The organism is Flavobacterium fluviale (genome assembly GCF_003312915.1).
Taxonomy (GTDB): Bacteria; Bacteroidota; Bacteroidia; order Flavobacteriales; family Flavobacteriaceae; genus Flavobacterium; species Flavobacterium fluviale.
This window is the reverse complement of the sequence record NZ_CP030261.1, coordinates 1,700,264-1,720,864: the sequence shown is the minus strand read 5'-3', so window position 1 is coordinate 1,720,864 and position 20,601 is coordinate 1,700,264. Positions and strand designations below refer to the sequence as shown.

At 34.2% G+C, this 20,601-nt stretch carries 15 protein-coding genes and 2 tRNA genes; 4 read left to right on the top strand and 13 right to left on the bottom strand.

Translation table 11 applies throughout. The annotated features are described in order from the left end of the window. Positions 1–4: 4 nt before the first annotated feature. The 6 genes from HYN86_RS07675 to HYN86_RS07650 are packed head-to-tail and all read right to left on the bottom strand — an operon-like array spanning position 5 to position 8,359. Positions 5–1,399 (bottom strand): quinol:cytochrome C oxidoreductase, encoded by a 1,395-nt coding sequence (locus HYN86_RS07675; protein ID WP_113679879.1) that lies wholly within the window; start codon positions 1,397–1,399, stop codon positions 5–7. Between the two features lie 27 nt (positions 1,400–1,426). Continuing rightward, positions 1,427–1,972 carry a c-type cytochrome gene (locus HYN86_RS07670; protein WP_057117453.1) on the bottom strand — a complete coding sequence of 182 codons (546 nt, stop codon included), beginning with the start codon at positions 1,970–1,972 and terminating at the stop codon, positions 1,427–1,429. A gap of 8 nt (positions 1,973–1,980) precedes the next feature. Continuing rightward, a complete protein-coding gene (locus HYN86_RS07665) occupies positions 1,981–2,505 on the bottom strand; it encodes a DUF3341 domain-containing protein (RefSeq protein WP_113677510.1) in 525 nt (174 codons plus the stop codon). Continuing rightward, positions 2,498–3,901: an NrfD/PsrC family molybdoenzyme membrane anchor subunit gene (nrfD, locus tag HYN86_RS07660; protein ID WP_109191792.1), complete on the bottom strand. Its 1,404-nt coding sequence runs from the start codon at positions 3,899–3,901 to the stop codon at positions 2,498–2,500. The genes HYN86_RS07665 and nrfD overlap by 8 nt, the downstream gene beginning before the upstream one ends. A gap of 34 nt (positions 3,902–3,935) precedes the next feature. Next, positions 3,936–6,995, bottom strand: coding sequence for a TAT-variant-translocated molybdopterin oxidoreductase (locus tag HYN86_RS07655; RefSeq protein ID WP_113677509.1), 3,060 nt, complete (start codon positions 6,993–6,995; stop codon positions 3,936–3,938). Positions 6,996–7,027: 32 nt separating this feature from the next. Continuing rightward, on the bottom strand, positions 7,028–8,359 hold the full coding sequence (locus tag HYN86_RS07650; RefSeq protein WP_113677508.1) for a c-type cytochrome: 1,332 nt from the start codon (positions 8,357–8,359) through the stop codon (positions 7,028–7,030). A gap of 220 nt (positions 8,360–8,579) precedes the next feature. Here HYN86_RS07650 and HYN86_RS07645 point away from each other — a divergent pair, with 220 nt between their 5' ends. After that, complete coding sequence (locus tag HYN86_RS07645; protein ID WP_113677507.1) at positions 8,580–8,969, top strand: SPOR domain-containing protein; 390 nt, start codon at positions 8,580–8,582, stop codon at positions 8,967–8,969. Between the two features lie 286 nt (positions 8,970–9,255). Here the strand turns inward: HYN86_RS07645 and HYN86_RS07640 are convergent, their stop codons facing one another. The 4 genes from HYN86_RS07640 to rimP all read right to left on the bottom strand — a co-directional run bounded on the left by HYN86_RS07640 (position 9,256) and on the right by rimP (position 14,581). After that, positions 9,256–9,765: a DUF4920 domain-containing protein gene (locus HYN86_RS07640; protein ID WP_113677506.1), complete on the bottom strand. Its 510-nt coding sequence runs from the start codon at positions 9,763–9,765 to the stop codon at positions 9,256–9,258. A gap of 139 nt (positions 9,766–9,904) precedes the next feature. Next, positions 9,905–12,784 carry a translation initiation factor IF-2 gene (gene infB / locus HYN86_RS07635; RefSeq protein ID WP_113677505.1) on the bottom strand — a complete coding sequence of 960 codons (2,880 nt, stop codon included), beginning with the start codon at positions 12,782–12,784 and terminating at the stop codon, positions 9,905–9,907. Between the two features lie 59 nt (positions 12,785–12,843). Beyond that, positions 12,844–14,097 (bottom strand): transcription termination factor NusA, encoded by a 1,254-nt coding sequence (nusA, locus tag HYN86_RS07630; RefSeq protein ID WP_113677504.1) that lies wholly within the window; start codon positions 14,095–14,097, stop codon positions 12,844–12,846. A 19-nt stretch (positions 14,098–14,116) separates the two neighbouring features. Next, positions 14,117–14,581 carry a ribosome assembly cofactor RimP gene (gene rimP, locus HYN86_RS07625; protein WP_162789324.1) on the bottom strand — a complete coding sequence of 155 codons (465 nt, stop codon included), beginning with the start codon at positions 14,579–14,581 and terminating at the stop codon, positions 14,117–14,119. A gap of 174 nt (positions 14,582–14,755) precedes the next feature. Between rimP and HYN86_RS07620 the strand changes: the two genes are divergently transcribed. Beyond that, positions 14,756–15,580, top strand: a complete 825-nt coding sequence (locus HYN86_RS07620) for a universal stress protein (RefSeq protein ID WP_113677502.1) — start codon at positions 14,756–14,758, stop codon at positions 15,578–15,580. Between the two features lie 130 nt (positions 15,581–15,710). On the opposite strand, the gene HYN86_RS07615 is transcribed toward HYN86_RS07620, so the two are convergent. Both HYN86_RS07615 and HYN86_RS07610 read right to left on the bottom strand, forming a co-directional pair. Then, positions 15,711–15,781, bottom strand: a tRNA-Gln gene (locus HYN86_RS07615). A 107-nt stretch (positions 15,782–15,888) separates the two neighbouring features. Next, positions 15,889–15,959: transfer RNA gene (locus HYN86_RS07610), tRNA-Gln, on the bottom strand. 245 nt (positions 15,960–16,204) lie between these two features. Here HYN86_RS07610 and HYN86_RS07605 point away from each other — a divergent pair. Both HYN86_RS07605 and HYN86_RS07600 read left to right on the top strand, forming a co-directional pair. Next, a complete protein-coding gene (locus tag HYN86_RS07605; protein ID WP_113677501.1) occupies positions 16,205–19,486 on the top strand; it encodes a glycosyltransferase family 117 protein in 3,282 nt (1,093 codons plus the stop codon). A 98-nt stretch (positions 19,487–19,584) separates the two neighbouring features. After that, complete coding sequence (locus HYN86_RS07600; RefSeq protein WP_113677500.1) at positions 19,585–20,226, top strand: polysaccharide deacetylase family protein; 642 nt, start codon at positions 19,585–19,587, stop codon at positions 20,224–20,226. A 21-nt stretch (positions 20,227–20,247) separates the two neighbouring features. Here the strand turns inward: HYN86_RS07600 and HYN86_RS07595 are convergent, their stop codons facing one another. Continuing rightward, positions 20,248–20,592: a thioredoxin family protein gene (locus HYN86_RS07595; RefSeq protein WP_394336092.1), complete on the bottom strand. Its 345-nt coding sequence runs from the start codon at positions 20,590–20,592 to the stop codon at positions 20,248–20,250. Between the last annotated feature and the right edge of the window lie 9 nt (positions 20,593–20,601).

Genomic DNA, 20,601 nt, shown 5'->3' with positions numbered 1-20,601 from the left:
AATATTAATAATGAAAATGTTTACTTTCTTCAATGAAAGGATTTCTTTTTGCAAGCAAAGGAGATTTAGTTAATGCAGTAAATACAACAAATATAAATAGACCTAAGAAGAAAAGAATTGATGCAATTTCAGGAACTCCGATAAACCATTTGTCTCCTACTGTACCAGGCATAATCATATTAAAGAAATCAACATAGTGACCTAATAATATTACAACACCAGCCATTACAACAACCCAGTTAAGACGTTTAAAGTCAGTATTAATTAATATTAATAATGGGAAAACAAAGTTCATAACAACCGCTCCAAAGAAAGGAAGGTTATATAATTGAATTCTTGTTACAAAATAAGTTACCTCTTCTGGAATGTTAGCATACCAAATCAACATGAACTGAGAGAACCATAAATAAGTCCAGAAAACACTAATACCAAACATAAATTTAGCTAAATCATGAATATGGCTCGTATTTACATACTCTAAGTATCCTTTTGATTTTAAATATATTGTTACTAAAGCAATAGTAGTAATACCACTTACAAAGAAAGAAGCAAATACATACCATCCAAATAAAGTACTAAACCAGTGTGGATCAAAAGACATAATCCAATCCCAAGACATAATAGATTCAGAAACGATAAAGAATACTAAAAATCCTGCAGAAGCTTTGAAATTCTTTTTGTAGTAAAGATCGTCATTTGCTTCATCTTGTGCTAAACAGTTTTTTCTAGAAAAATGACGGTAAATATTCCATCCTAATAAAAAGATAAAAGCTCTTGCAATCCAGAAAGGAAAGTTTAAATAACCTGATTTACCTGCAATTATAGCATCATAATTTGGACTTTTAGGATCTGTTACACCTTCACCTAACCATACAAAAATATGGTTAAATTGCAGTCCACATAATACTAAAATAATAAAAAAGATGATTGAACCAGCTGGTAAATAAGCCGTTATACCTTGCATTACTCTAAATAAAACTGGAGACCAGCCTGCCTGAGCAACTTGCTGAATAGCGTAAAAAGCTAAAACTCCCATTGAAAGCAGCAAAAAGAAAATACAAGCTACATATACTGCAGACCAAGGTTTGTTTTGTAATTGGTGCAATACGTGCTCTAAATGTTTCTCGTGCTCATTAGCCCCAGAAACTTCAGCGTGCTCAGCACCTTTATGAGAGTCATGTGCAGCTTCAGCAGCAGCATGATGACCTTCTTCTTTATGAGATGCCTCCGCTTTTTCTTCATGTGCAGCACCATGAGAACCATGTTCATCTGCAGCTAGTATTTTTTCAACTTCTTGAATATCTTTTGGCGCACTTAAAAAACCATACCCAATTCCTAATAAACCTACGGCCATTAAGATGATAGAAAAAGTTTTTAATTTACTTGAAAATGTATACATATCTATTACGATCAGTTTGTTCAACAATTATAATTGGCTTTTTAGTTTCAGAACATAGTCAGCAACTAACCAACGTTCGTGAGCACTTAATTGATTTGCATGTGAACCCATTGCATTTAAACCATAAGTCTCAACATGAAAGATACTTCCTTCAGTGATTTCTCTGTCTTTATAGCTAGGTACTCCAAGAAATTTTTCTCTCTCAACCAATTTACCTTTACCATTACCAGTAGCGCCATGGCAGCTGATACAGTAAATCTCGAAAAGCTCTTTACCTTTTCCAGAATTTCTTTCAATAGAATCCAAAGGAGATTTTAAATTAGCTTTTGCTAATTCATAACCAGCAGTTGAATTTTCATATTCATAAGGCTCAAAACCTCTATTAATAGTTCCTGCAACAGGAAGCTGTCCTTCTTTTCCTCCCTTAAATATTTTTGCTTCTGTATATGGCTCATAGGCTACAGACTCATACATATTTGGGAAATACTGATAGTTCGGTGCCGAATTATTGTGGCAAGATGAAACTAAAATAGTTATACCAACTAAAAGTGTTATTTTATATATCCTTTTCATAGCTACAATTAATTCTTTTCTATTACTTTAACTTCCACAGCTCCAGTTCCTTCAAAGAAAGAAACCAATTCAGCTTCGTTATTATTTACAGCAACTTCCATTAAGAAATGGTCATCTGTTGTTCTAACATCTGGATTCTCCGCTTCTTTAAAAGGCCATAATCTACTTCTCATGTAAAAAGTGATTACCATTAAGTGGGCTGCAAAAAATACAGTCATCTCAAACATAATTGGCACAAAAGATGGCATATTTTGAATGAAACTAAAACTTGGCTTACCACCAATATCTTGTGGCCAGTCATGAATCATTATATAACTCATCATTGTTGTAGCAACAGAGATACCAACACATCCATATAAGAAAGCACATATTGCTAATCTAGTTGGCGCTAATCCCATGGCTTTATCCAAACCGTGAACTGGGAATGGAGTAAAAACCTCTTCAATATGATGATGTGCAGCTCTAGTTTTCTTTACTGCACTCATCAAAACGTCATCGTCATTATAAATGGCGTATATTACTTTATTACTCATGATGTGAATCTTTACTATTTGCTCTTTCTCTAATGTAATTATCTCCAGTTCCTTTCAAAATTGTTTTAACCTCTGCCTGAGCAATTACAGGGAAAGTTCTTGAGTACAATAAAAACAATACGAAGAAGAAACCAATTGTTCCAATGAAAATTCCAATATCAACAAATGTTGGTGAGAACATTGTCCAAGAAGATGGAAGGTAATCTCTATGTAAAGAAGTAACAATAATTACGAATCTTTCGAACCACATTCCGATATTTACTACAATGGAAATAATGAATGAGAACATGATACTAGTTCTTAATTTTTTAAACCACATGAACTGAGGAGAGAATACATTACAAGTCATCATCGACCAGTAAGCCCACCAGTAAGGTCCTGTTGCTCTGTTTAAGAAAGCATACTGCTCATACTCTACACCTGAATACCAAGCTACAAATAACTCAGTAATGTAAGCCACACCAACAATAGATCCTGTGATCATGATAATGATGTTCATTAATTCAATATGTTGTAGTGTAATGTATGCTTCAAGATTAGAAACCTTTCTCATAACGATCAACAAGGTATTTACCATCGCGAATCCTGAGAATACCGCTCCTGCAACGAAGTAAGGAGGGAAAATTGTTGTATGCCATCCAGGAATCACAGAAGTAGCAAAGTCCATAGATACAATCGTGTGTACAGAAAGTACAAGAGGAGTAGCTAAACCAGCTAATACCAAAGATACTTCTTCAAAACGCTGCCAGTCTTTTGCTCTACCGCTCCATCCAAAACTTAAGATAGAATAAACTCTTTTGTTAAATGGAGTTATAGCTCTATCACGAAGCATTGCAAAGTCAGGTAATAATCCAGTCCACCAGAAAACTAACGATACTGAAAGATAAGTTGAAATCGCAAATACGTCCCAAAGTAATGGTGAGTTAAAGTTTACCCATAGAGATCCAAATTGATTTGGAATTGGTAAAACCCAGTATGCTAACCATGGACGCCCCATGTGAATAATTGGAAAAAGACCTGCTTGGACTACTGAGAAGATAGTCATCGCTTCTGCAGAACGGTTAATAGCCATTCTCCAACGTTGACGGAAAAGTAATAATACCGCAGAAATTAATGTTCCGGCGTGACCAATACCTACCCACCAAACGAAGTTTGTGATATCCCAAGCCCAACCAACTGTTTTATTTAATCCCCATGTTCCGATACCGGTAGATACGGTGTAAATTATACAACCTAACCCCCAAAGGAAGGCTACTAATGCGATTGTAAATACAATCCACCATTGTTTATTTGCAGGTCCTTCTACAGGCGCTGCCACATCTACAGTTACATCGTGATATGATTTATCACCTATAACTAAAGGTTTTCTAATGGGTGCTTCGTAATGAGACGACATAATCCTTTATATTGTTTCTTAATTAATAATTTTTCTAAGTATTTCTAACTTTAACATGATAGAAAACATTTGGTTTTGTCCCCACATGCTCTAATAAGTGATATGCTCTTTCGCTTTCAGCAAGTTTAGCAACTTCACTTTCTTTATCATTTACGTCTCCAAAGATCATAGCTCCAGAAGAACAAGCAGCAGAACAAGCAACAGCATTGTTAAACTCATCTTTTGCTACTACTCTACCTTCACGTTTTGCTTGAAGAATTACAGCTTGAGTACTTTGGATACAGAAAGAACATTTTTCCATAACACCACGAGAACGAACGTTTACATCTGGATTTAACACCATACGACCTAAATCGTCATTCATATGATAATCGAATTCACTGTTCTTGTTATATAAGAACCAGTTGAAACGACGTACTTTATAAGGACAGTTGTTTGCACAATAACGAGTACCAACACATCTGTTGTAAGCCATATGGTTTTGACCTTGACGACCATGAGATGTAGCAGCAACTGGACAAACTGTCTCACAAGGTGCGTGATTACAGTGCTGACACATTACTGGCTGGAATGCTACCTGAGGGTTATCTCCAGGTTTTTCCATTTCATTAAATGTAGATAATGAACTAGATAGACCAGCGATTCCTTCTTTTCTTTCATTATCACCTTCAAAAGTACTTTCAGAAGAATAATATCTATCGATACGCAACCAGTGCATATCACGGCTTCTTCTAACTTCAGCTTTACCCACAACCGGAACGTTGTTCTCAGCGTGACAAGCAATAACACATGCTCCACATCCTGTACAAGCATTTAAGTCGATTGAAAGATTGAAGTGGTGACCAGTTGAACGATCAAATGATTCCCATAAATCTACAGTTGTAGCTTCAACTTCTTGGTGATCTAAAGATACCATTGGTTTTTCATTCCAATGTTCCGCATCTTTACTATTAAATACTTCTAAAGTAGTTTCTTTAATGATATCTCCTCTACCCATCAATGTTTTCTGACCTTGAACACAAGCAAACTCATGTTCTCCTCCAGCTTTAGCGATAGAAACAGATTGAACACCATTAAATCCTTTATATAAAGCGTAAGCATTTAAACCTACCTGCATTTCTTCTTTTAGAGAAGCTTTACGCCCATAACCTAAAGCTAAACCAATAGTTCCAACTGCTTGACCTGGCTGAACGATAACCGGAACGTTATCCAACTTCACTCCGTCTGCAGTAGTAATAGTAGCATAACTACCATTTAAACCACCATTCGCAACGATTTCATTAGATAAACCGATCTTCTTAGCATCAGCATTTGAAACTGTAATATAATTATCCCAAGATACTCTCGTGATTGGATCTGGAAACTCTTGCAACCAAGGATTGTTTGCATGTTGTCCATCTCCTAGACCAGTTTTTGTATATAAAACTAACTCGTATTCTCCAGCTGATTTAGATCTAGAAACAGCATTTGCAGCAGTTGCAGCATCTATAGAACCACCTGCTAAAGCAGTAGAACCAACCACATAAACTCCATCATGTAATACTTTACTCCAAGAAGATCCTGCAGTAAATACAGCAGAATTAGCTTTTAAATAATCATAAAAAGTACCAGCAGTACCATTCAATGATAATAAAACATCTTGAAATTGTTTTGTATTAAAGATAGGACGAATAGTTGGCTGTGTTAAACTATAAGTTCCTTTTGTTAATTCAACATCACCCCAAGACTCTAAATAATGAGGAGCTGGAGCAGCAACAGTAACAATCGATGCAGTTTCATCTTCTTTTAATGAAAAAGAAACAGATGTTTTAACTTTTTTCAATCCAGAAACAAAAGCAGCAGAATCAGCTAATGTGTAAACAGGATTTACTCCACTCATAATTAAAGTATGAACACTTCCTGCATTCAAATCTTTAATTAACTGAGAAACAACAGCATTAGATCCTTTTCTAATTTGTCTCGTCCCTGCAGTAGTAAAAGCCTCACTAGCCAACACTTGATTGATAGCTAAAACTAATAATTGAGCATTTTTATCTTCAATTCCAGATACTAAAACTCCTTTTGAACCAGCAGCTTTAAGTTGCTGAGCAGCTTTTACTACTTCAGCTTTAACTTTTTCATCTAAAGCTACAGGAACAGAAGCACCTGCAATAATATTATAAATTTGAACTAGAGCTTGCTTTTGAGCAGCTATAGTCATTGGAACACGCTTATCAGCAGCAGCTCCAGATAATGTCATATTTGATTCGAACTGGAAGTGACGAGACATTTTTCCGTTTTGAGGAATACGTCCTTTAGCATATCCAGAATCATATCCACCACCTTGCCAATCTCCAAGGAAATCAGCTCCAACAGAAACGATTAAAGAAGATTTTGAAAAATCATAATCAACTAAAGCTCTTTCACCAAAAGCAGATTCAAAAGCATCTAAAGCTTCAGATGAAGAAACTGCATCATATACCACATGCTTAGCATTTGGATTTTTAGCAATAAACTCAGCGATTAATTTTTCTGTAGATGGACTAGCCAAAGTATTTGTTAACAATACAACTTGACCACCTTTAGCTTTTGCATCAGCTAAACTTGATTTAATTCTTAAATCAGCAGCAGACCAATTAGAATCTTTACCTTCTACTTTTGGCTCTTTCAAACGAGTGCTGTCATACAAGCCTAAAATAGATGCATGAATTCTAGCATTCGCAGCAAATTTAGCTCCTGCAATTGTATTGTTTTCAATTTTAATTGGACGACCCTCACGAGTTTTAACCAATAGATTAGCAAAATCAAAACCATCAAATACTGTAGTTGCATAATAATCTGCAACACCAGGAATGATTTGCTCTGGTTGTAATACATAAGGGATAGACTTGTGAACAGGACCTTCGCAGGCAGCTAATGTAACAGCTGCAGTACTAAACCCTACGTACTTTAAAAAGTCACGACGTGAAGTCCCTGATGTAGATAAAGCCTCAGCGTTACCCAAAAACTCATCAGTAGGAATTTCTTCAACAAATTCGTTATTTCTAAGCGCCTCAACAATAGAGCTATTTTCTAGCTCTTCAACACTTTTCCAGTATTTTTTGTTTGATGACATTGTATATATATATTAAAATCTTAATAAATCGATTAATAGTGGCATTTACCGCATTCTAAACCTCCCATTTGCGCTGCAGTTAGTTTCTCTACACCGTATTTTTTAGAAAGTTCAGCATGAATTTTATCATAGTAAGCGTTACCTTCCATCTTAACATCAGTTTTTCTGTGGCAATCCACACACCATCCCATTGTTAATTTAGAGTACTGCTTCATGATTTCAAATTCTTGAACTGGTCCGTGACAAGTTTGACATTCAATTCCAGCAACAGAGACGTGTTGTGAGTGATTGAAATAAACAAAATCAGGAAGATTATGAATACGAACCCATTTTACAGGCTGCGTTTTTCCAGTATAAGCCTGTTTAGCCTTATCCCATCCAACAGCATCATATAATTTTTGAATCTGCGCATCGTAGAAAGCTTTACTGTACTCAGGAGTAGCAGTCGTTTCAGCAACCTCAGAAATATTTTTATGACAGTTCATACAAACATTTAACGAAGGAATACCAGCTGTTTTACTTACACGAGCAGCAGAGTGGCAATATTTACAATTGATTTCGTTATCACCAGCGTGAATTTTGTGCGAATAGTGAATTGGCTGAATTGGCTCATAATTCTGATCTACACCTACCTGCATTAAGTATCCGTAAACGAAATAACCACTTGCCAAAAGCAAAAATATAGAAGTTACCAAAACTAAAAATTGGTTTTTAACAAAAGCTTTCCAAATTGGAGTTCTAGCTTCTCTTGGAGCAACCTCAATACCATTTTTATTTGCAACTTTAGTTAAAACCTTGTTCACCATGAACAACATTACAACCAAAATAGCCATTACTAGAGCAAGAGCTCCTAATATAATGTTATTTGAAATTCCGCTTCCTTCAGCTTGAGCACCACCAGTTGGCAATGCAACAGTACCAGCAGGAGCAGCAGGTTTTTCTTCAGAAGTATATGCTATAATATTATCAATATCTCCTTCTGATAATTGAGGAAAAGAAGTCATAACAGCCTTGTTATTTTCCTCAAAAAGTTTAACAGCAACAGGATCACCTGACTTAATCATGTCAGAACTGTTATGCACCCACTTATAAAGCCAAGCTTTATCGTGCTTAGCAGCAACGCCCCTTAAAGCCGGCCCTGTTGATTTAGCATCTAATTTGTGACATGCAGCGCAATTTGCATTAAAAAGTTCCTTCCCTTTTACTGGATCACCGCCATCTGCAGCCGGAGCAGCAGCCGCAGCTTCAGGCGCCGCAGGAGCAGCAGCATCTTGAGCAAATGAAGTTAGGGAGAAAATTAACGTCAGCGATAAGCCAAACAGTAATTTTCTTGAGATCGAATTATGGTTACCCACCTTTTTCATATAGTATAAATAATTGTCTACTAATTTTTGGTATGATTTTTTCTGTATTAATTTCAGTAAAAACACACACCCTCTTTTAAAACTTGCACAAAAATACGACTTATGAACTATTCTCAAAACCTTAAAATACCCTTAAATATCAATTTATATCAATTCTAAATAATATTAAAATTTTACACTCAAACTTTAAATAGTATTTTTGCATAAAAACCATCACATTATGAGAATTTTAAGTCCTTCAAAAAACCTTTTATTAACAATTACATCGATTGCTTTCGCACACAATATTAACGCGCAAGACCAAAATTTAACATTGAATCAAGATACTAAATTTGAGCAATTGTTAAACGAGAAACGTAAAATTAACACGTCAATAAATACAAACGATACTTATAGAATCCAAATCTTTAGTGGTAAAAGCGATGAAGCAAAAAAAACACTGTCAGATTTCAAAAGGGAAAATTCAAGCATTGACGGAACAATAATATTCAGCACTCCAAATTACAAGGTAATTGTAGGGAATTTTAAGACCCGAATTGAAGCAGAAAGAAATCTAGCAGAAATCAAAAAAAGATATAAAAGCGTTTTCTTACTCAAACCTGGGAAATAATAGACAATTCAAAAAAACAAAAGCGAGGAAAAACACCTCGCTTTTTTTATACTCATAAGTTATTTAAACACATATACAAACTTAATTAAAGACTAATTTAATCCCTGAAAGCAAATAAATACCGCAAACATTCAATTAATCGCAAGCTCAACAACAGGCAAAATATCGACTTCAAAACTAATTATACAAAAAAAGCCCTAATTTTCATTAGGACCTTAAGTATTCATCAAACTATGAAAGCTACTATTTATTAGAAAAATGTAGATTTTCAAAAAGCTTCATACTATTAATTTACAACTTTAATTCCGCTTGCCATAAATCTTATTTCTTCTTTAGGCATTGTGATTGCATCTATTTCCGCCTTTGATTTCTTAGCATCTTTTGCGTAGTGCTTTAATTCCTCAACAGAAGTTACTTTTCGTTCAACACTGCCCTCTAAAACAACATTCTTGCCTTTAGCTGCAGTTGGCACAAAAAAAGCATAATCTTTCATTTTTACAAAAAAAGAAGAACCACCATCTGTTTTTACACTAACCCAGCATCCTTTTTTTGGACAAACACCCGTTACTTCTCCTTTAACAGCAATATTTTCTATTTTACTGCTCTCTTTTAATTTATCTTCCAATTTATCAACTGAAATTGCATTATTAATGGTTGCGGTAGAAATATCCGCACCATAAAAATCACCTACTAATGCATTTCCGGCAGGAGGTGCAGGCTTCTCAACATCTTCTTGTGAAAAGCAAAAAGACGAAAAACTCAAAAACAAAACAGCTGTATATATTCCTAATTTCATATTTATTACATTTTAGTTTGATCAAAAATAACATTAAAATTCTAAACTAATTATTTAGAAACACTAAAATTCACTTTTAAAAGTCCAAAAAAAAGTCCCAATTTACATTGGGACTTTTTTATTATTTATCAACTGAATATTATTTCAATTTCTTTTTAATTGCTACTTCGTGGTAAGCTTCAATAACATCACTAATTTCAATGTCATTAAATCCTTTTATTTGAATACCACAGTCATAACCTTTAGATACCTCTTTAACATCATCTTTGAATCGTTTTAAAGCTACTAAATCACCTGTGTGAACTACAACCCCTTCTCTAATAACTCTAATTTTAGACGTTCTTAAGATTTTACCATCAGTTACCATACAACCTGCAATTGAACCCACTTTAGAAATTTTGAAAATCTCACGAATTTCTGCAGTTCCTAAAATTTCTTCTTTCATTTCAGGAGCTAGCATTCCTTCCATTGCATCTTTTAAGTCATCGATAGCAGCGTAAATAATAGAATAGTAACGGATATCGATTTCTTCTTTATCAGCAAGCTGTCTAGCATTTCCAGCAGGACGAACGTTAAATCCGATAATGATTGCATCAGATGCAGACGCTAAGTTAACGTCAGTTTCTGTAATTGCACCAACACCTTTATGAATAATATTAATTTGAACTTCTTCAGTAGAAAGTTTAGAGAACGAATCTGATAATGCTTCAACAGATCCATCAACGTCTCCTTTAAGGATAACATTTAATTCTTTAAACTGACCAAGTGCAATACGACGACCAATTTCATCAAGTGTAATATGTCTTTGTGTACGTACAGATTGTTCACGCATTAATTGAGAACGTTTAGATGCAATTTGTTTTGCTTCTTTTTCATCTTCAAATACATTGAACTTATCACCCGCCGTTGCAGCTCCATCTAAACCTAAAACAGATACCGGCGTCGAAGGTCCTGCTTGTAAAACAGTATGCCCTCTTTCATCATGCATCGCTTTAACTTTACCATGATGTTTTCCAGCTAACATGTAATCTCCAATTTTTAAAGTTCCGTGCTGAACTAAAATTGTTGATACATATCCTTTTCCTTTATCTAAGAAAGCTTCTACTACAGTTCCCTGAGCAGCTTTATTTGGATTTGATTTTAAATCCAAGATTTCAGCTTCTAATAAAACTTTTTCAAGTAATTCTTTTACTCCTAATCCTGTTTTTGCAGAAATATCATGAGATTGGATTTTTCCTCCCCAGTCTTCAACAAGTAAATTCATACCTGCTAATCTTTCTTTAATTTTATCAGGATTAGCATTTGGTTTATCTACCTTATTGATTGCAAAAATAATTGGCACATTAGCCGCTTGAGCGTGGCTGATCGCCTCTTTAGTTTGCGGCATGATATCATCATCCGCAGCAATTACAATAATAGCAATATCTGTAACTTGAGCTCCACGTGCACGCATCGCGGTAAACGCCTCGTGACCAGGAGTATCTAGGAAAGCTATTTTTTGACCATTATCTAAAGTAACTCCATATGCTCCAATGTGCTGCGTAATACCTCCAGATTCACCAGCGATAACATTTTCTTTACGAATATAATCCAGTAAAGATGTTTTACCGTGGTCAACGTGACCCATTACAGTAACAATTGGCGCTCTTGTTACTAAATCTTCTTCTCTATCTTCTACAACTTCAATCGCTTCTTCGATATCCACTGTAATAAATTCTACATCATAACCAAACTCATCTGCAACGATAGTTAAAGTCTCAGCATCAAGACGCTGATTCATGGTTACCATGATACCAAGAGACATACAAGTTCCAATTACTTTAGTAATCGGCACATCCATCATGATTGCAATTTCACCTACAGTAACGAATTCCGTAACTTTAATAGTTTTACTTCCTTCGTCAAGTGCTCTTTGCTCATCATCAGATTTCTGACGGTGTGTTTCTCTTTTATCTCTTCTATATTTAGCCGCTTTAGATTTTCCTCCTTTACCTTGAAGTTTTTCAAGAGTTTCTCTAATTTGGTTTTTTACTTCTTCTTCTGTCGGCTCAACTTTAGCTACAATCGCTGGACGGTTTCCTTTTACAAAACCAGGTCTAGAACTTCTGTTTGCATTAAACCCTCCACCATTATTGTTTGGAGTAATTTTGTTTGGATTTGGTGTTCCTGGCGTATTATTGCCTGTTGCAGGTTTTGGCGCTCCAGGAGTACCCGGTTTAGGCGCAATTCTTTTACGCTTATTTTTATTCGCGTTATTACCACCAACTCCAGGAGTTCCAGGCTTATTTTGAGCCGCTTTAGGATCTTCTTTCTTTTTCTTAGGTTTATTAAATTGAGATAAATCAATTGTCTGACCTGTAAGAGTTGTTCCTGAAAGTTTTTGATATTGAGTAGTAATTGTTTCTTCTGAAGTTGCTGGATCAGTAGACACGATTGGCTCCTGTGCAGCTTTAGAAGACTCTGCTTTAACTTCTTTTTTCTCAGTAATAATAGGTTGTTCTGCTTTTTTTGTTTCCAAAACCGGCTGCGATACAACTGGTTCAGATTTCACAGTTTCACTCTGAACAGGTTTTTCTGTTTGCTCAGGCGCAACAACAGGTTTTGGCTCTTCAGCCTTTACTGTTTCTTCAGAAGGAGTAATTGCAGGTTTTTTTGGATTCAAGTCGATTTTACCAACTTGTACAGGCCCTGTAACGACAGCTCTCGCTTTAATTATTTCCTGTTGTTTTTGACGCTCCTCTTCTTGTCTGCGTTTGTCTTCAATTTCTTTTTCGCGCTCTACACGTAAAGCTTCTTTTTCTTTTCTTTTCTCTTCTCCAACCTCTTTAGAAGCCTCCTTATTCCCCTTATCGCCCGCAAATTGACTTTGAAGGATATTAAATTCACTGTCAGAAATTTTTGCATTAGGATTTGCATCAATAGCAATTCCCTTATCTTTTAGATAATCTACAGCTCTTTCTAACGAAATATTTAATTCCCTTAAAACCTTATTTATTCTTATTACTCTCTCTTCAGACATATAACCTTTTTATTATTACCTTTTTCGTTGTGTTGTTAGAGCAGATACTCAGCTATCTCTTAGCTGTCAAACTCTTCTTTCAGTATTTTCATAACATCTAGAATTGTTTCCTCTTCTAAATCTGTTCTTCTTACTAAATCTTCTACTTCATGTTTCAAGATACTTTTTGCAGTATCTAAACCTATTTTAGCAAACTCTTCAATTACCCATTCTTCAATTTCATCTGAAAACTCTGTTAATTCAACATCATCTTCATCTGCAACAGTACCGGCAACATCTCCTTCACGAATAACATCTAATTCATAACCTGTCAATTGACCTGCTAATTTGATATTGTGACCGCCTCTACCAATTGCTTTAGAAACTTCTTCTAATTTCAAGAAAACTTCAGCTCTTTTCGTTTCTTCATCTATTTTAATAGAAGAAACTTTAGCAGGGCTTAAAGCTCTTGTAATAAACAACTGAATGTTGTTTGTGTAATTGATTACGTCAATATTTTCATTTCCTAATTCACGAACAATTCCATGAATACGAGAACCTTTCATACCCACACAAGCTCCAACTGGATCAATTCTATCATCATAAGAATCAACAGCTACTTTTGCTTTTTCACCAGGAATACGAACTACATTTTTAACTGTAATTAACCCGTCAAAAACCTCTGGAATTTCTTGCTCAAATAATTTTTCCAAGAACTTTTCTGAAGTTCTAGACATAATAATTTGAGGTTTATTTCCTTTTAATTCCACGCTTTCAATGATCCCGCGAACATTATCTCCTTTACGGAAAAAGTCAGAAGGAATTTGCTTTTCTTTTGGAAGAACAATTTCATTTCCTTCATCATCAACTAAGATAACTACTCTAGGACGTACGTGATGTACTTCTGCTGTATAAATATCACCGATAATATCTTTAAATTGTTTGTACAAGTTTGTATTATCGTGCTCATGAATTTTTGATATTAAATTTTGGCGAAGCGCTAAAATAGCTCTTCTTCCTAAATCAATCAATTTTACTTCTTCAGAAACCTCTTCTCCAATTTCAAAATCCGCTTCAATTTTTCTTGCTTCAGTCAATGTAATTTCCTCATTTTCAAAATCAAGATCCTCATCAGCAACAATTACTCTTCTTCTCCAAATTTCCATATCTCCTTTATCAGGATTTATAATGATATCGAAATTTTCATCTGAACCGTATTTTTTCTTTAATGCATTTCTAAATACGTCCTCTAAAATTGCCATAAGCGTTACACGATCAATAAGTTTATTATCTTTAAACTCTGAGAATGAATCGATTAATGCTAAATTTTCCATGCGAATTTTTTAATTAAAATTAAAATGTTACCGTAACAACTGCCTCTTTAATTTCTATATAAGGTATTTGTTGCTCTTTTTGAACTGTTTCTTTTCCTTTTCCTACTTTTTTCGGTTCTCTTGCTTTCCAAGACAAAATTATAAAAACATCATTAGCTTCTATCAATTCTGCCTCGATTTTTTCAGTATTTGTAGTAACAATCAGCGTTCTACCAATATTTTTCTTGTATTGTCTTACTAATTTTAAAGGTGATCCTACTCCTACCGATGCCACTTCAAGCGAAAAATCCTGCTCTCCACGATCAAGATTATTTTCGATTGCACGACTAATATCAATACAATCCTGAAGCGCCACTCCATTATCCCCGTCTAAACCAACACTAATTTTAAAAGAATCCGAAACCGCCAAATCGATCAAAAAGATTGATGGTTTTTCCAGAAGAGCTTCTGTAATTAATCCGTTTACTTTTTCTTTAAATGTCATAATTTTATAAAAAGAGGGGACATTTAGTCCCCTCATTATTTAGATTTTAATAAATAACAGTGCAAATATAGTGATTTTTTTATAAATCAAATAAATAGATTGCTCTAAAAATATTTCTTATCTTTATAAGAGCATTAAAATAGCGAATTATTCATATCATTAACCCTCAAAACTATGAAACGAATTTTAGTACCTACGGATTTTTCAGAACATGCAGAAGACGCCTTAAAAGTCGCCGCGCAAATTGCTAAAAGGAACAACTCCGAAATCATTCTTCTTCACATGCTAGAATTACCGCATCAATCAAATGATGCCATAATGGGCGGTGTCAGCATTCCGGAAAGCATGCTTTTTATGAAAAAAGCCAACGAAATGCTTGACGAAGCAGCTTCAAGAGAATATTTGAACGAAATATCAGTTACTGAAGTTGTAAAAATGGACAAACCAATTCACGGTATTACACAAATAAGTAAAGATTATGACGTCGATTTAATTGTAATGGGATCTCACGGCTCTTCTGGCGTTGAAGAATTATTAATTGGCTCCAACACAGAAAAGGTTGTACGAAATTCAGAAATACCTGTTTTAGTCATCAAAAAAAATATCTCAAATTTCAATGCTTCTAATATTGTTTTCGCTTCTGACTTTTCAGAAGAAGCTAAAAAACCTTTCGAAAAACTTTTAAATCTCTCTAAACTATTTGAATCAAAACTACATTTAGTAACAATTTGCACACCCAACAGCTTTAAACCAACCCACATTAGCGAGGAGGCGATGAACGAATTTGTTTCTCAATTTAACATCAGCAATTACACAACCCAAATTTATAACGACACCAATATCGAAAAAGGAATTATTAATTTCTCCAACAAAATAAATGCAGATATAATTGGAATGTGCACACATGGCAGAACTGGTTTTGCGCATTTTTTTAACGGAAGCATAAGCGAAGGATTAGTCAATCATGCTGTGAAACCTGTAATTACTTTGAAGATTTAAATAATACCAAAAACCAAAAAGCTTCTCAATGAGAAGCTTTTTTTTCAATCCATTATATAGATAAAACATTAAAATTACCAATTTGAATTAACCCCATAAAAAAAGCCTCTCATTTCTGAGAGGCTTTATGTTGGTCTACTAGGACTCGAACCTAGAAAGACTGCACCAAAAACAGTTGTGTTACCATTACACCATAGACCAGCAATGCTGTTAAGCGGGTGCAAAATTATAACTTTATTTAGTTTATGCAAATTTCAAAGCATTTTTTTTTGCATAAAAAAAGCCTCTCATTTCTGAGAGGCTTTATGTTGGTCTACTAGGACTCGAACCTAGAAAGACTGCACCAAAAACAGTTGTGTTACCATTACACCATAGACCAGCAGTGCTGTTAAGCGAGTGCAAATTTAAGGCTTTATTTAGTTTGTGCAAACTTTTTGAGTAAAAAAAATCATTTTTTTTGCTTTTTTTTATTTGAAAATCTTTCTAAATATCAGAAGCATCTAATACACAATACCTTACTATTCAAAGATAGTTTTATAGATTTTTTTGTTAATGCTCGTTTCTTTACATAAAAAAACATTTTCTTTGTAGGATAGAAAACTTTCAAATTTTTAACACCTAAATATGGCACAATTCAATTTCAATAAATGGAATACAATTATTGGTTGGTTTGCATTTGCAATCGCTTTAATTACCTACACTTTAACAGTTGAACCTACAATGAGCTTTTGGGATTGCGGAGAATATATTGCTACCGCTGCCAAACTAGAAGTAGGCCATCCACCAGGAGCTCCGCTTTATCAAATGATGGGTGCATTTTTTGCAATGTTCGCAATAGATGCACAGCATGTTGCTCTAATGGTTAACATGATGTCTGTTTTCTCTAGCGCTTTCACTATATTATTTCTGTTCTGGTCGTCATCTATGATCTTAAAGAAGATTGTAGCGCGATTTGCAGAAATTGATCAAAATAATTCGATTGTTATCTTAGGAAGCTCTTTTGTTGGGGCTTTAGCTTATACATTTTCAGACAGTTTCTGGTTTAATGCTGTAGAAGCCGAGGTTTATGCTATGGCTTCTTTATTAATTGCTCTGCTTTTCTGGCTTGGTTTACGCTGGGAACAAGATATGGACAAACCAAGAGGAAACAAGTGGCTGTTAATCATTTCTCTTGTTGTTGGACTTTCTTTTGGAGTTCACTTTATGGCCCTTTTAACTATTCCTTCAATCGGATTCTTATATTATTTCAAACACTACGAAAAAGTTACTATTAAGAACTTTTTGATTGCTAATGTAGTCGTTATCGGAATTTTGTTGTTTATTTTCAAATTACTTCTTCCATTAACCATGGCTTTCTTTGGAAAGACTGAAGTTTTTATGGTAAACAGTATGGGACTTCCTTTTAATTCGGGAACTATATTTGTTGCTTTGTTGTTTATTGCCTTCTTCTATTTTGGCTTAAAATTCACCAAGCAAAAAGGCTTAATATTTTACAACACTATTATATTATGTATTTTATTCATCCTGATTGGTTTCTCAACTTGGATGATGCTTCCTGTACGTGCAAATGCTAATACTGTTATTAACGAAAACAAACCTTCGGACGCTACTGAGGTTTTAGCGTATTACAATCGTGAGCAATATGGTGTTAATCCGTTGTTCTACGGGCCTCAATACACAGAAGTTTTTTCTGGGCTTGATGCAAAAACGCCTTATTTAGATAAAAAACCAAACTACGAAAGAGATTATAAAACTGGTAAATATATCATTACCAATAATTATAAAAATGCAGAGCAAAATTCTGACGATAATCAGAAAACTATTTTGCCTAGAATGTGGAGTACAGATACACCTCATATTCAAAATTATATCAACTTTACAAATCCTCCTAAATTCAAAATTAACCCTAATTATGATTATGAAGAAGATTTAGCCAAATACGGAATCGACCCAAGTCAATTGAGTGAAGATGAATACAATAAGGCTACCGCTCAATTGCGTAATGAAGTTGAAAAAACGGTTTCAGAATTTAGACATGCTTACGCTCAAAAACAAATTGACAATGAAGGATATGTTAAGTTCTTAAGAAGCTATAAGGATTATTTAATTATCGAAAAACCAACTACCGCTGATAATTTTAGCTTTATGTTCGAATATCAATTTGGATATATGTATTGGAGATATTTGATGTGGAACTTTGTTGGACGTCAAAATGACATTCAAGGAAAATATGATAATTTAGACGGAAACTGGATCAGCGGCATTAAACCTTTAGATTCTGTTCATTTAGGATCTCAAGATAATTTACCTTCAGATGTTTTAAATAATAAAGGACGTAATGCTTATTATTTCTTACCATTTATTTTAGGTTTGATTGGTTTAATGTACCACGCAAATAAAGACTTAAAAAGTTTCTATGTTCTTTTGGCGTTATTCTTATTTACAGGAATTGCATTAAAAATATATTTAAATGAAAGACCATTTGAACCTCGTGAAAGAGATTATGCACTTGTTGGATCCTTCTATGTTTTTGCAATCTGGATCGGATTTGGAGTGTATTCGCTCTATGAAAGTATTCAGAAATATCTAGCTCCAAAAATCGCAGGCCCAGTTATTATAGCAGGAAGTTTATTAGCTGCCCCTATTTTAATGGCTGCCCAAAACTGGGATGATCACGATAGATCAGGAAGATATACTGCGGTATCAATGGCGAAGGCGTATTTAAGTTCTTGTGATAAAGATGCTATTTTATTTACCATTGGAGATAATGATACATTCCCGCTTTGGTATGCACAGGAAATCGAACATTTTAGGACAGATGTTAAGATCGTAAATACAAGTTTATTTATGACAGATTGGTACATTGACCAGATGAAAGCCAAATCTTATGAATCGAATGCACTTCCAATTTCTTTTACACACGATCAATATGTGGGAGATAAACTGGACTACACTGCGTACATTCAAAAAATTGACACTCGTTGGAACATTAAAGATTTTATTGATTTCATCAAAAATCCTAAATCAACTGTTGGTTTACAAAATGGGCAAACCATTCATTTCTATCCAACGAATAAAATTAGAGTGAATGTTGATAAAAAAACTATTATTCAGAATAAAGTAGTTAACCCTAAATATTACGATTCTATCGTTCCATATTTGGATATTGATATTAAAGGAAGTGCTTTATACAAAAACCGTTTAATGATGCTTGACATCTTAGCTAATAACAATTGGAAAAGACCAATTTATTTTAGTGGCGGCGCATTTGACGATGAAGATTATTTATGGCTGAAAGATTATCTGCAATTGGACGGAATGGTTTACAAATTAGTTCCTGTAAAAAACACACCTTCTAAAGATGGCGGTCCATTGGATATGGGGCAAATTGATGCAGATAAGACTTATGATATTGTAATGAAATGGGATTGGGGCAATAGCGAAAGTGAAAAAATTTACCACGACCCTGAAACTAGAAGAAACAGTATTACATACCGTACTAATCTTTCTAGATTGATGAATCAGCTTATTGAAGAAGGTAAAATTGATAAGGCCAAAAATGTAATCAATTTGGCGATAACTAAAATGCCGTTGGACAAATTTGGATATTATTCGTTAGTCGAGCCTTTTGCGGATGGTTATTATAGAGTTGGAGAAAAAGCTAAAGCACAAGATCTTTTAAATAAATTAGTTCAAAAATATAAAGAGAACTTGAACTATTACAGTACGCTTACTCCGTCTGACCAAACCGATTTAGCAGTAGATATTATTACAGATATCGAGCGATACAGAAGTTTACTTCATGTAATGCAAGACAATAAAGACACTGCTTTTTACAATAAGCACAAAACGACGTTTAACACTTATGTAAATGTTTTTGAACGTTTTGGACGTGAAAAAGAATAAATAATATACGAAAATCTTAACAATTAAAAAAATGCAGCGCTGTTTGATAAATAGCGCTGCATTTTTTAATTTTACAAACAATGTAAATTCAATTTAAGATGGGCTTTTATTGGGTAAAAACAAATTCATTTATTAAAAAGGTGTTTTCTAAATATTGCTGGGATATTCCTAACAATGAAAAGAAAATATACCTAACATTTGATGACGGGCCTACTCCAGAGATTACGGACTGGGTTTTATCCGAATTAAAAAAGTTTGATGCAAAAGCTACCTTTTTCTGTATTGGAAAAAACATCAAAGCTAATTTAGCCTTATTTGAAAAATTGATTACCGATGGCCATTCTATTGGCAACCACACCATGAACCATGTTAATGGATGGAAGATCCATACTAATGATTATATCGAAAATGTAAAAAACTGCGCTGAAGTGCTAGACGAACAAGAAAAAGCACCGCGTCGTTTGTTATTTCGACCTCCTTACGGAAAAATCAAAAAAGCACAATCTAAGGTTCTTAGAAAATTAGGCTATAAAATAGTAATGTGGGATGTTTTAAGTGCCGATTTTGATCAAAGCATTACTCCTGAGAAATGCTTGGAAAATGTAACAAAAAATGTTAAATCGGGCAGCGTAATTGTTTTTCATGACAGTATTAAAGCTTCGCCTAATTTAAGATTTGCTTTACCTAGAACACTGCACTTTTTAAAAGAAAACGGATATAAGTTTGATATCATTCACTAAAATAATATCAAAAAAGAATTTTTAGACATTAAATTGTTCCTGAACAATTCCAATAATTGTATTCGCATCAAGCTCTCCTGACTGCCTCCAAATCATCTGCCCTTCTTTATAAATCATTAAAGTTGGAAGTCCCTTTATACGAAGTGCTTCTGCTAGTTCTTGATTCTTATCTACATCAATTTTAATCACTTTAGCTTTATCACCAAGCGCTGCAGCAACATCCTTAATAACAGGATGCATAGAAACAGAAGATTCATTCCAATCGGTGTAAAAATCAATTAACACTGGAACTTGAGCATTTATTAGTTCTCCAAATTTTGACATAAAACCAAAAATTTTAAGTTTTTTAAATCTATTAAAAGAAATAAATATAAT

What these genes read in the sequence shown, in the direction of transcription:
- nrfD (WP_109191792.1), bottom strand. Translation starts at nt 3,901, where the DNA reads ATGTCGTCTCATTACGAAGCACCCATTAGAAAACCTTTAGTTATAGGT.
- HYN86_RS07640 (WP_113677506.1), bottom strand. Translation starts at nt 9,765, where the DNA reads ATGAAATTAGGAATATATACAGCTGTTTTGTTTTTGAGTTTTTCGTCT.
- HYN86_RS07605 (WP_113677501.1), top strand. Translation starts at nt 16,205, where the DNA reads ATGGCACAATTCAATTTCAATAAATGGAATACAATTATTGGTTGGTTT.
- nusA (WP_113677504.1), bottom strand. Translation starts at nt 14,097, where the DNA reads ATGGAAAATTTAGCATTAATCGATTCATTCTCAGAGTTTAAAGATAAT.
- rimP (WP_162789324.1), bottom strand. Translation starts at nt 14,581, where the DNA reads ATGACATTTAAAGAAAAAGTAAACGGATTAATTACAGAAGCTCTTCTG.
- HYN86_RS07620 (WP_113677502.1), top strand. Translation starts at nt 14,756, where the DNA reads ATGAAACGAATTTTAGTACCTACGGATTTTTCAGAACATGCAGAAGAC.
- HYN86_RS07675 (WP_113679879.1), bottom strand. Translation starts at nt 1,399, where the DNA reads ATGTATACATTTTCAAGTAAATTAAAAACTTTTTCTATCATCTTAATG.
- HYN86_RS07655 (WP_113677509.1), bottom strand. Translation starts at nt 6,995, where the DNA reads ATGTCATCAAACAAAAAATACTGGAAAAGTGTTGAAGAGCTAGAAAAT.
- HYN86_RS07645 (WP_113677507.1), top strand. Translation starts at nt 8,580, where the DNA reads ATGAGAATTTTAAGTCCTTCAAAAAACCTTTTATTAACAATTACATCG.
- infB (WP_113677505.1), bottom strand. Translation starts at nt 12,784, where the DNA reads ATGTCTGAAGAGAGAGTAATAAGAATAAATAAGGTTTTAAGGGAATTA.
- HYN86_RS07650 (WP_113677508.1), bottom strand. Translation starts at nt 8,359, where the DNA reads ATGAAAAAGGTGGGTAACCATAATTCGATCTCAAGAAAATTACTGTTT.
- HYN86_RS07670 (WP_057117453.1), bottom strand. Translation starts at nt 1,972, where the DNA reads ATGAAAAGGATATATAAAATAACACTTTTAGTTGGTATAACTATTTTA.
- HYN86_RS07665 (WP_113677510.1), bottom strand. Translation starts at nt 2,505, where the DNA reads ATGAGTAATAAAGTAATATACGCCATTTATAATGACGATGACGTTTTG.
- HYN86_RS07600 (WP_113677500.1), top strand. Translation starts at nt 19,585, where the DNA reads ATGGGCTTTTATTGGGTAAAAACAAATTCATTTATTAAAAAGGTGTTT.